Below are 11,491 nucleotides of genomic sequence, written 5' to 3' on the forward strand. Positions count from 1 at the left end.
AAACAATCCGTTTCGCCCTCATAGCAACCGCAGAACAATCCGCAAAACGCGGTTGTCAAGACGAGGCTTATTATAGATAACTTTTGCACCACATTACCTCTTTTTACTTGTCGTAGCAAAATTTTTCTTTTACAATTGGCAGCGTTGCGACGCAATAGCCATCATAGCATCCATTGCGAGTTGTGCGATCAGGAACATTATCAATGAGATCTAGCGGATTATTTTTGTAACTAAACCACATAGAACTATCTTGTTCTGGGATGATATTGACATTATATCCACCCGCTACAACATAATCCGTTTCTATCCTGACTTCTTTTTCATCTGAAAAAACTTGCAAACTTAATTTACTCTTACCTAATTCAACATCATCAAACGGACCTACCTCGCAAAAAAATCCATTCCAAATAGGATAAGCCTGCGATACAACGCAATTATCAGGATTATATTCGAATGATTGCAATCGCCTTAGGCCATCATTATGTTCCATACATATCCACAATCCTGCTCGCAGTTCGCAACCACTAGGAACACTATCTGAAGATGGCTGAATATAAACCGGAACCTTTTTGGTGGAATCATTACATAAAAACCATTTTTGGTTAATACTTGTTTCTTTATTGCATACACGTTGATCATTCAGAATAAAATGTACGCTATCGATATTTGTAATTGACACAATCCTCAAGAATACATACTGATTTGAATCATAGCACTCCATTTCCCCGTCATAGCAACCACAGAACAATCCGCAAAACGCGGTTGTCAAGACGAGGCTTATTATAGATAACTTTTGCACCACATTACCTCTTTTTACTTGTCGTAGCAATATTCTTCTTCTACAATTGGAACCGTCGCAACGCAATAGCCGTCATAGCAACCGGCACGATTTGACGCAGCTGGTGAATCAAACACACTGGCAAAAGGCCTTATTGGATTTTCCTTATAACTAAACCACATAACTGAATCTTGTTCGGAAATGACATTAATATTATTTCCACCTATAGCTGGTATGATTATTTTTTGTTCTTTCCTTTGCGGTCCTTCAAATACATGCATAGAAACAAGGGTGTCTTGGGCCCTGATTTTATTAGGGGGTTTTCTCAAATAGCACCCCAAATCATACCATGAAGGACATTCTTCTAATGAGTCGCACAGATCTTCGCCACTCAGCGTCTTATGAAAATCTTCATCATAAAAATACTCATTATTTGCAGGCTTAACAAAATGATATGCGTAATCTATATGACACACTTGCTCCCCATTTAAATATATATCCACGCTATCTATCTTTGTAGTGGATAGTATGCTAATAGATATATATTCCTTTGTATCATAGCACTCCGTTTCTCCGTCATAGCAGCCACAGAACAACCCGCAAATTGCGGTCGTTAAGATGAGGCATATTTTAGACATTTTCTGCATGAGTTGCTGCTAATAATTTATATGCTTTTAATTGGATAAATCGTAGCAAAATTCTTCTTTTACAATCGGCAGCGTTGCGACGCAGTAGCCGTCATAGCAACCGCCACGATTCGACGAAGCCGGCGAATCAAACACATCAAAAAACGGTCTTATTGGATTTTCCTCATAACCAAACCATTCAGCAGTATCCTGTTCGGGAATGACATTAATATAATTCCCGCCAATTACAGTGAAGTCCGTCTCTATATTATTTATGTCTCCTTTTATAAAAATCTCTATGCTCATCTTACTTGAATCAAAATCAACATTCTCCAAAGGACCGAGACCACAGGAAAAAACACTCCATACAGGGCAATCATTCTCTGAAACCTTTAGAGTAGAATCGTCGCACTGGTATTTGTTTTCGCTTAATCCAACCACACAGACCCGCCGATTATTGAGAAAAAAATGAACACTATCAATATCTGTCATAGATATAATTTTCAAAAATACATACTGATCTGAATCATAACATTTCGTCTCAATTCCCTCATAGCAACCCCAGAACAATCCGCAAAACGCGGTTGCCAAGGCAAGGCCTATTTTGGATAACTTTTGCACCACATTACCTCTTTTTACTTGTCGTAGCAATATTCCTTATCTTTTATTGGCAACGTTGCTACACAATAACCATCATAGCAGCCAGCACGATTTGATGAAGCCGGAGACCTAAAATCTTCAGAAAAGGATATCATGGGATTGTCCTTATAACCAAACCATATAACTGAATCTTGTTCAGAAATGACATTGATATTATTCCCGCCCATAGCTGGTATGATTATATTTTGTTCTTTTTTTTGCAATCCTTCAAATAAGTGCATAGAAACAATGGTATCTTGGGTTCTGATCTTATTAGGAGGTTTTCTTAAATAACAATCCAAATTATACCATGAAGGACATTTTTCTAACGAGTCGCAAAGATCTTCACCGGTCAACACCTTATGAAAATCTTTATCATAAAAATACTCTTTACTCGCAGGCTTAACAAAGTGATATGCATTGTTTATATGACACACCTGCTCCCCATTTAAATAGATATCTGCACTATCTATCTTTGTAGTAGATAATATGTGAATAGAGATATATTCCTTTGAATCAAAGCACTCAACATCTACACCCTCATAGCAACCGCAGAACAATCCGCAAATTGCGGTTGTTAAGACAAGGCTTATTTTGGATAACTTTTGCACAACATTACCTCTTTTTACTTGTCGTAGCAAACATCCTTATCAGCCATTGGCAACGTCGCTATACAATAGCCATCATGGCATCCTACACGATTTGACGCAGCTGGTGATTCATAATCATCAAAATATGGCCTTATTGGATTTTCATCATAAGCAAACCACGAAATTGTATCATGTTCGGCAATAATGTTAACATTGCTACCTTCAAAAGATTCCAAAGGCAATTCAACTCGAGATGATTCGTTCTTATAAAAAATACGCAACCATATTTTTGCAGAGCCAACATTTACTCCATCAGATGGTTTTCCAACAAAGCAATGGACCGCTTTCCATATTGATTTTTCATCCGAAAGAATACACTTGTCAGTATCAGACTCCGTTGCAATCATTGCGGTTAAAAAAGCGTTTGAATCTTGATAACATAAAATTTGGTCATAATAAACACCAATATTTCCATCGCAAACTCTATCTTCATTTAAATAGAAATGAACGCTATCCAGTTTACCGGTCGTCAAAAAATTCAAGCTCACAAACTGGCTCGAACCGAAGCACTCCGTTTCCCCGTCATAGCAACCACAGAACGATCCGCAAAATGCGGTTGTCAAGACGAGGCTTATTATAGATAACTTTTGCACCACATTACCTCTTTTTACTTGTCGTAGCAATATTCTTCTTTTACAATTGGAAGCGTCGCAACGCAATAGCCGTCATAGCAACCGCCACGATTCGATGAAACCGGTGAATCAAACACATCAAGAAACGGTCTTATTGGATTTTCCTTATAACCAAACCATTCAGCAGTATCCGATGCTGGAATTATATTGATAATTTTTTTTCCAGAAAGCGGCTTATCAATATTGATGTTTTTTTCTTGGAGGCCATCAAACAAAAGTACAGAAACGTAATTTGCATTAACGTCAATTTTATCAGAATGACCTAGAATACATCCCGCAGATTGCCACGATAAACATTTTTCTGCTGAGTCGCAATGCTCTATGTCAGCTACTTTTTTATTTATCCCATCATCATAAAAAAATTTTTCATCTTCCCGTTTTACATATAACCGAATTTCATTCAAATAGCATTTTTGAGATCCGTTTATATTGATTATCGCGCTATCAATATTTGTAGCGGACAAAACATTTATTATCAAATATTCTCTCGTATCAAAGCATTCCGTTTCGCCGTCATAGCAGCCCCAGAACAACCCGCAGATTACCGACATGCAAAACAGAACGGTCTTACGCATAGACAATCTCCTCAAAAAAATTCTGGTTATTACCCCGCACTTTCTTGAAATATATAACTTATACGTAAAAACCGGCGTTTTTTATGCAAAAAGCCGGTAAAATATCAAAAACAAAAATCCCCCGGATTGCTCCGGGGGACCTTTGCAGCGGGAAGAGCGAGATTCGAACTCGCGATAGGATTAAGTCCTATACGTCCTTAGCAGGGACGCGCCTTCGGCCAGCTCGGCCATCTTCCCATCTTGGGGACACTAATTTTACTTAATTTTCGGCCGATTTTCAAGGGGTGACGGCAAAAAAAGCTATATTCGACTAAAAAAAGAGGCTCTGCGCAACCCGCAGGGTCCTTTTGGCGATTTGTAAGGCTCATATGGCAAAAGATAGAAAGAAGAAAAAGAGTTCCAGGCTCGTGAAGTTTTTCAAGATCGTGGCGGCTTTCGCCCTCGTGGGGCTCATCTGCTGCATCCCCGCCTACATCGTGGTGTTCAAGGTGCTCCCGGACCGAGACCCCGACAAGCAGTTCAACCGCGAGACCATCCTCCAGGTGCTCTCGGGCGAGACCCGCGTGTACTACCGCGACGGCGACAACCTGCTCGGCGCCTTCTTCGACGCGAACCACCGCCTCTACGTGCCCTACGGCGACATCCCGAAGGATATCGTGAACGCGCTCGTGGCCGCCGAGGACGCGGGCTACTGGACGCACAACGGGTTCAGCCTGCAGGGGTTCCTCCGCGCGATGGCCGCTAACATCAAGAGCGGCCACATGCGGCAGGGCGGTTCCACGCTCACCCAGCAGACGGCGAAGAACGTGCTCGGCCGCGAGGAGAGGAGCATCAAGGCCAAGTGGAAAGAACTCATCGACGCGCTCAGGCTCGAGAGGCACTTTTCCAAGGAAGACATCCTCGAATTCTACCTGAACCAGTTCCACGTCTCGGGTACGGGCAAGGGCGTGGCGATCGCCGCACAGTATTTCTTCGACAAGGAACTCAAGGACCTGACGCTCGCGGAATGCGCGTTCATCGCGGGTTCCGTGAAGGGACCGTTCAACTACGACCCGTTCATCCAGCGCACGGAGGAGCGGCGCGAGAGGGCCATCAAGCGCGGCGAGGAACGCCTCCGCTACGTGCTAGGCCGCATGGTCGAGGAAAGCTATATCGACCAGGAACAGATGGACGACGCGCTCGCGGAACCGCTGCACTTCAAGCACGGCAACTTCCGCTTCAGCGTCTCGACGACGCTCGAACGCATCGACGAGAAGCTTTCGGGCGAATATTACCAGCAGCTGTTCGAGGAAAAGGGCATCGGAGACTGGCGCAAGGCGCAGCTCGAGATCGTGACGACGCTCGACGCGAAGAGCCAGGATGCAGCCAAGCGCGCACTCCAGAACAACATCAGCAACCTGCAGATGCAGCTCGGCGGGTTCGTGCTCCCGAAGGCGCAGTTCGCGAACAAGGCGGTAAGCGCGCGCAAGGGCGACTACCTCTACGGCGCGGTCGATACGGTGCTGTACAACGAGAACGGCTCGCTCAAGGCGCTGCGGCTCGGGTTCGGGCAGCTCAAGGGCGAGGTGGGCGAGGAATCGCTCAAGGAGTTCGGCAAGCAGGTGGGCAAGGACCCGGCCGCCGTACTCGGCAACCAGATGAAGAAGGGCGCGATTCTCCTGGTGAGCGTCGCGGACGAGAACAAGGTGAACGGGTTCGTGCCCTGCAAGATAGAGACGGAACCGGTATTGCAGGGCGGCCTCGTGGCCATCCAGAACGGCAGGGTGCTCGCCTCCCAGGGCGGGTTCCACAACACGGACTTCGACCGCAGTTTCAAGGCGCTACGGCAGCTTGGTTCCAGCTGGAAGCCTATCCTGTATGCGCTCGCGCTCAAGTATAACTGGAACTACATGAACCCGCTCGAGAACGACTTCAACGTGTTCCAGTACGTGAACCAGTTCTACTTCCCGCGCCCCGACCACAAGAACAAGGGCGACGTGGTGAGCATCGCGTGGGCGGCGACCCGCTCCGAGAACATCGCGAGCATCTGGCTTCTGGACCACCTTCTCGACAGGCTCAACCAGGAACAGTTCGACGCCGTCGCCGCGGAGAACGGCTACGCGCAGCTCCCCGACGAGGATTCGAAGGCTTACTTCGCGAGGCTCCGCGACAAGTTCGGGCTCACCATGAAGGAAGACGTGAAGCGTGAAATCGAGTTCACGAAGGCACAGTACAGGCTTGCGGCTCTCTACGAGAGCGAGGACAAGTTCGACAAGGCGATGGACGTGAGGAACCTGCGCTACGGCACCTACAACGACGTGGCGATGAAGCAGGCGAAGAAGGACGAGAAGATCAAGGCGTTCATCGCGCACAACTACAAGAACTACTCCGAGATACTCCGTGCCCGCGAGATGCAGGAGCTCGACCCCGACGTCTCGGAAAAGCTCCCGCCGCTCGATTCCGTGAAACTGTTCCGGAACTTCACGCTCGCCGACATGAAGCGGCTTTCCGCCATGATCGACCCGGTGAATTCCGAAATCGACTACCTGCTGCCCGACAACATCCGCTACTGGCCGGACTTCCGCCGTTCGCTCTCGATGGCAGAATACGCGCGGTTCGCGCACGAAATCGGCATCCACCAGAAACTACAGAAGGTGTTCAGCATGCCGCTCGGCGTGAACGAGATTACGCTCGGCGAAATCAGCACGGCGTACCAGACCATCCTTTCGGGAAAGGTGTACAAGTGCAAGGACGGCGAATGGAACGAACCGTGCTTCATCAAGGAAATCCGCGACAGGAACGGACACGTCATCTTCAGGAACACGGTGGAGTCGAAGGTCGTGCTCGACGAGAACATCACTTCGCAGATGGGCGCGATGCTGCGTTCGGTGTTCACGAACGGTACGGCCAGGAGCCAGAATTCTTCCATCGCGGTGGTGAGTGCCGACGGGAAGACGAAACTGCGCTACCCCGTGGTAGGCAAGACCGGTACCACCAACGACTACAGGAACGTCGCGTTCATGGGCGGCATCCCGACGTACGTCTACGAGAAGGAGGGCTTCGCGCTCGATTCCGTGATTGCCGTCGGAAGCTACGTGGGCTTCGACAACAACAAGCCGCTGAAGTCGGGCAAGACGCGTATCGCGGGCGCCTCGGGCGGCCTTCCGCAGTGGGCGTCTTTCGCGAAGGAAGAAATCGAGATTCTGAAGATTCCCGACATGGTGGACTTCTACGACATATCGATTCTCGCGACGGGCGAGGTGCCGCTGCAGCTCGCGAACGAACGCGGCGAGATTACGGTCGACCCGATGACGGGCCTCTACGTGACCGAAGCGGGGACGGCAGGTCGCCCGCTACCCTGGCTCGAGGTTCCGGGATTCGTACCGCCGCAAGTGCAGGAGATGGCCGCCGAATCCATCGCGGAATCGGGAATCATGACGAGCCTCCCGATGCCTGCGGCCGCTGCCGTCGTGGAATCGTCGGCTAGTGCGGACGCGCAGGCGAACGCACCCGTCGGTTCCGAATCGGCGCATACTACCTTGGATTCGATTCCTGCGGTGCAGGCGGCGCAGGTCCCGGTGGCTCCGGCTGCAAAACCCGATTCGACGCCAGCTCCGGCTGCTGCATCTGCCGCAGCTTCCGTTCCGGCTGCGCCTGCTCCGGCCTCTGCGCCCGCTGCAACTCCCGCACCCGCCGAACCGAAGGCTGCCGCAATGCCCAAGGACGACGACTGGGATTTGCCGGAAGGGATGGACGGAGGTGCCTTCGTGCCTATCGAGGCGGAATAAGTAATCAGAAGCGTGTGATGTGAAATGGGAAACAAGATGAACAACAAGTTTTTTAGCAAGGTGATTCTCTCGGCCGCGACATTCATGCTCGCCGCCTGCGCAGGGAATGCCCCCTGTCCCGCCACGGATGCCACCGTGCAGCAGGCAGGAATGCCTGCCGCCCCGGCGGAATCCTCCGCCGCGCCGGGCCAGGCGGCGCCCGCGCAACAGGCTACGGCCCAGGACGCGAAAATGCAACCGGCAACCGCGACAAAGAAATCCACGGCGGAACCTTCCGCGACAAACGAAGGCCGGACATATTTTACTTCGGACGTGCTCGACAGCTACAGGCTCTCGACTCCGGATTCGCTCCCTGCCGCAAACGGCGGTGACGGAAGTGTGGATGTGAACAACGTTGTCTGTGAAAATCCGGCCGCGACGGCTGCCGCGGCTCCCGACCCCTATACCGACTTCCCGGCCCTCGCCGCCCGCGTGTTTGCACACGCCGACTCGCTCTACGCGACAGGCCTCACCGATTCCGCCAGCGCCTACCTGCAGCGCTTCCGCATCATCAAGCCGCTCTGGAACACCTGGGAAGCCCAGGCAGATTCCATGCTGAACGAGTTCGGCAAGACGCGCGCCGAGAAGGCGAAGGCGTTCGAGCCGCTGGTGCTCACCATCCAGAACATGAACCGCGTGAAGTCCGCCTACAGCATGGTGGCAGAAATTGCGGACAGCCTAATCGCGCTCGCCCCTGGCGATTCACTTGTGAACTGGGCCAAGGTCCAGAAGCAGAACGCGTTCGCCAATACGCTCGAGAAGGCGAAGAAGGAATTTGCGCAGATCAAGGCGCTGGCCGATGACCAGGCGCAATTCGCCGAAGCGCTCAAGAAGATCGAAGAATTCCGCATGCGCTATGGTGACTTCGAACAGGCGCTCCGCATCCAGGAATACACCGACCACGTCAAGGAAATGATGCAGTCCGCCGATTCCGAAGCTGCGAAGTACTGGGAATCGCATGACCCCGCACAGGCACTCGCGAAGGCCGACACCCTCATAAAGGCAAGCAAGTTCGCCGAAGCGAAGGATATCCTCACCAAGCTCAAGGCGAGCAAGCTGCGCAAGGAGGCGGGCGAGAAGTACCAGGAACTCGCCAACACGTTCTGCAATGCGCAACGCAAAACCACATCGCAGATATTCGCGAAGGCGCAGAAGCAGAAGGACGCAGCAAAGAAAAAGAAGTTGCTCCAGGACGCCATCGGGCCGCTTGACAAGTGCCTCGCGGAATACCCCGAATACACGCAGAAGCAGAAGGTCGTAGACAACAAGAGCTTCCTCGAGAAGGAACTCGCGAAATGATAGATTCCGAAGTGTGGCAATACGCGCAGTACCCCGCATTCTTTGTGCTGGGGGCAGTAGTTAGCCTCATCAACAGCATCGCGGGCGGCGGTTCCACGCTCAGCCTGCCCATCATGATTTTCCTCGGGATGCCCGCGACCGTCGCGAACGGCACGAACCGCATCGGGCTTATCATCGGGAACTTCAGCAGCGCGTTCAACCTGATGAAGCACGGCTACCTGAACAAGAAAATCTTCATGCAGCTTGCGGTTCCCACCTTCCTGGGCGCTCTCGTGGGCGCATGCTTCCTCGTGCGCATCGGTGACAAGATGTTCCAGGCGATTCTCGCGGTCGTCATCTGCGTCGTGGTGGTCATGAGCAACCTCCGCAAGGACATCCTCGGCAAGCCTCCCGCGACACCCCCCGAAAAGCTCACCTGGAAAGGCGCGCTCGGATTCTTCGGCATAGCGGTTTACGGATGCATCGTGCAGGTGGGTGTGGGGTTCGTGCAGATTTTCGGGCTCACGCGCTACACCGGAATGGACGCCGTCCACGTGAACGCGCTCAAGAACTCGCTTACCAACGTGTTCCTGCTCGTAAGCACCGTGGCACTCGGCATCATGGGGAAGATTGACTGGCCCATCGCCATCGTGATGGCGGCGGGAGCCTGGCTCGGTGGCTACCTCGGGAGCTTTACGCAGAGGAAGAAGGGGAACGCGTTTGTCCGCCGCTTCGTGAGTGTCGCGAGCGTCATCATGGCCGTATTCCTGGTCGTGGATTTAATTGTCAGCTAGTTCTTCGAGCAGCTTCTTTGCAAGTTCTGGGTCGCCCGCTGCGAGAAGTTCCTTTTGCGGCCGCGGCAGCTTCTTGATGCGCGCTTCCAGGCGCAGGGCCATGCCGTGGCTTTCGAGTTCGAACTTGCGCAATATGCATTCCGGCGGGAATGCCTTCGTGAATTTCGCGCCCTTGCCGGATTTGTGCTGCTCGAACCGCGCCTCGACATCGACAGCGTAGCCCGTGTAGATGCGGTTTCCTGCGCAGCGGAGCATGTAGACGAAATGGGGCATTCTTTCGGCGGACCTAGGCCGCTTCGCTCTTCGCCTCTTCGGTTTCGTTATGCGGCTTTGACACGATGTTCATGTATATCGTACCGAGGATTGCCGCGCAGAAGCTTCCGAGCAAGATGCCGAGTTTCGCGGAATCCTGGCGGTCGCCCACGTCGAAGGCGAGGTTCGCGACAAATAGCGCCATGGTAAAGCCGATACCCGCGAGCATACCGCCGCCCCACAGCACCTTCCAGCTGTAGCTGGGCTTCACCGACACGCCGATCTTCACGGCGAGCAGGCTGAAGAGGAATATGCCGATGGGTTTGCCGAGGATAAGCGCAAGCGCGACCGCGCCCATCACGGGGACTTCCACGCCGCCGAGCTTGATTTCGACACCCGCGTTGCTGAGCGCGAACAGCGGCATGATGAAGAAGTTCACCCACGGCACGAGTGGCTTGAAGAAGCGTTCCTGCATCGAGATGCTCTCGCGTGCGCCGCGCTTCAAGAGCGTAAACACCTCGTACTGTTCGTTGCGGTCCTTGGCCTCGCCCGAAAGCGCACCGCCGACGCTACCCGCAAAGTGGGCGAGCTTGCCCTTCGCGAGCACAGGCTTCGCCGGAACCGAGAGCCCGAGCAGCACGCCCGCGATAGTCGGGTGCACGCCGCTCTTCACGAAGAACGCCCAGACAGAAATCCCTATCAGGCCGTGCAGGAGCAGGTTGCGGACACCGATGCGGAACAGCACGTTGATAAGCACGAGCAGGGCAAAACCGGTACCGAGGGCGATGAAGTTGATGCCGTCTCCGCTCGGGTAGCCAATCGCAATAACGAGAATCGCGCCGATATCGTCGGCAATGGCGAGGGTCAGGATCATCACGCGGAGCGCATGCGGCACCTTTTTGCCGAGAATGGCCATGCAGCCCACCACGAATGCGATATCGGTCGCCGTCGGGACGCCCCATCCGTGTGTGGCGCTGTTGTCGCCATGCGGGCAAAGGAGCAGGTATATGAGTGCAGGGAAAAGCATGCCGCCCGCAGCGGCAATCACGGGCAGGCTCGCCGCCTTGGGGTTCCGGAGTTCGCCGTAGGTCATCTCGCCCTTGACTTCGAGGCCGATATTGAAGAAGAATACCGTCATCATCGCGTCGTTGATGAGCCAGTGCAGGTCGGCGGAACCGACCCAGCTGCCTATCGTGAGCGCGAACGGCATGTGCCAAAAGTGATGGTATGTTTCGGGACTCAGGTTGGCCCAGAGGAGGGCCGCTAGCGTCATGATGATAAGGACGATGCCGCCGGTCGTTTCCACCTTCATCAGGCGTTCTATCGGAGTTATAATCTTCCGGACGGGGGTTTCCGGGAACAAATCTTCAATCTTGTCGCTGCTGGTGACTCTTGCGGACATATCTACCTATAGGTGTTGGATGGTTGTTCGACCTTTCACTTACTAAAATAATCATTTTT

11 protein-coding genes and 1 tRNA gene are annotated in these 11,491 nt (G+C 52.1%); 3 read left to right on the top strand and 9 right to left on the bottom strand.

The window, feature by feature from the left end; genetic code table 11:
* Positions 1–103: 103 nt before the first annotated feature.
* The 7 genes from B4B27_RS06185 to B4B27_RS06215 form a co-directional block, all read right to left on the bottom strand.
* Positions 104–799, bottom strand: a complete 696-nt coding sequence (locus B4B27_RS06185; RefSeq protein ID WP_290724746.1) for a hypothetical protein — start codon at positions 797–799, stop codon at positions 104–106.
* A 14-nt stretch (positions 800–813) separates the two neighbouring features.
* Positions 814–1,425 carry a hypothetical protein gene (locus B4B27_RS06190; RefSeq protein WP_290724748.1) on the bottom strand — a complete coding sequence of 204 codons (612 nt, stop codon included), beginning with the start codon at positions 1,423–1,425 and terminating at the stop codon, positions 814–816.
* A gap of 27 nt (positions 1,426–1,452) precedes the next feature.
* Entirely contained in the window at positions 1,453–1,896 is a 444-nt protein-coding gene (locus B4B27_RS06195; RefSeq protein WP_290724751.1) for a hypothetical protein, read from the bottom strand.
* A gap of 143 nt (positions 1,897–2,039) precedes the next feature.
* Complete coding sequence (locus B4B27_RS06200) at positions 2,040–2,654, bottom strand: hypothetical protein (RefSeq protein WP_290724753.1); 615 nt, start codon at positions 2,652–2,654, stop codon at positions 2,040–2,042.
* A 14-nt stretch (positions 2,655–2,668) separates the two neighbouring features.
* Positions 2,669–3,181 (bottom strand): hypothetical protein, encoded by a 513-nt coding sequence (locus B4B27_RS06205; protein ID WP_290724756.1) that lies wholly within the window; start codon positions 3,179–3,181, stop codon positions 2,669–2,671.
* A 119-nt stretch (positions 3,182–3,300) separates the two neighbouring features.
* On the bottom strand, positions 3,301–3,900 hold the full coding sequence (locus B4B27_RS06210; RefSeq protein ID WP_290724758.1) for a hypothetical protein: 600 nt from the start codon (positions 3,898–3,900) through the stop codon (positions 3,301–3,303).
* Between the two features lie 148 nt (positions 3,901–4,048).
* Positions 4,049–4,137: transfer RNA gene (locus B4B27_RS06215), tRNA-Ser, on the bottom strand.
* 131 nt (positions 4,138–4,268) lie between these two features.
* On the opposite strand from B4B27_RS06215, the gene B4B27_RS06220 reads away from it, so the two are divergent.
* From B4B27_RS06220 to B4B27_RS06230, 3 genes are read left to right on the top strand one after another with little or no spacing between them, the layout of a single operon-like run.
* Positions 4,269–7,667: a transglycosylase domain-containing protein gene (locus B4B27_RS06220; protein WP_290724761.1), complete on the top strand. Its 3,399-nt coding sequence runs from the start codon at positions 4,269–4,271 to the stop codon at positions 7,665–7,667.
* 36 nt (positions 7,668–7,703) lie between these two features.
* Complete coding sequence (locus B4B27_RS06225) at positions 7,704–9,005, top strand: hypothetical protein (RefSeq protein ID WP_290724763.1); 1,302 nt, start codon at positions 7,704–7,706, stop codon at positions 9,003–9,005.
* Positions 9,002–9,778 carry a sulfite exporter TauE/SafE family protein gene (locus tag B4B27_RS06230; protein WP_290724766.1) on the top strand — a complete coding sequence of 259 codons (777 nt, stop codon included), beginning with the start codon at positions 9,002–9,004 and terminating at the stop codon, positions 9,776–9,778. Before B4B27_RS06225 ends, B4B27_RS06230 begins: the two co-directional genes overlap by 4 nt.
* Here B4B27_RS06230 and B4B27_RS06235 read toward each other — a convergent pair.
* Complete coding sequence (locus tag B4B27_RS06235) at positions 9,764–10,051, bottom strand: GIY-YIG nuclease family protein (RefSeq protein WP_173382453.1); 288 nt, start codon at positions 10,049–10,051, stop codon at positions 9,764–9,766. The genes B4B27_RS06230 and B4B27_RS06235 overlap by 15 nt on opposite strands.
* A gap of 13 nt (positions 10,052–10,064) precedes the next feature.
* A complete protein-coding gene (gene nhaA / locus B4B27_RS06240) occupies positions 10,065–11,432 on the bottom strand; it encodes a Na+/H+ antiporter NhaA (protein WP_290724768.1) in 1,368 nt (455 codons plus the stop codon).
* Between the last annotated feature and the right edge of the window lie 59 nt (positions 11,433–11,491).

It is taken from the genome of Fibrobacter sp. UBA2449 (genome assembly GCF_002342555.1).
Lineage (GTDB): Bacteria > Fibrobacterota > Fibrobacteria > Fibrobacterales > Fibrobacteraceae > Fibrobacter.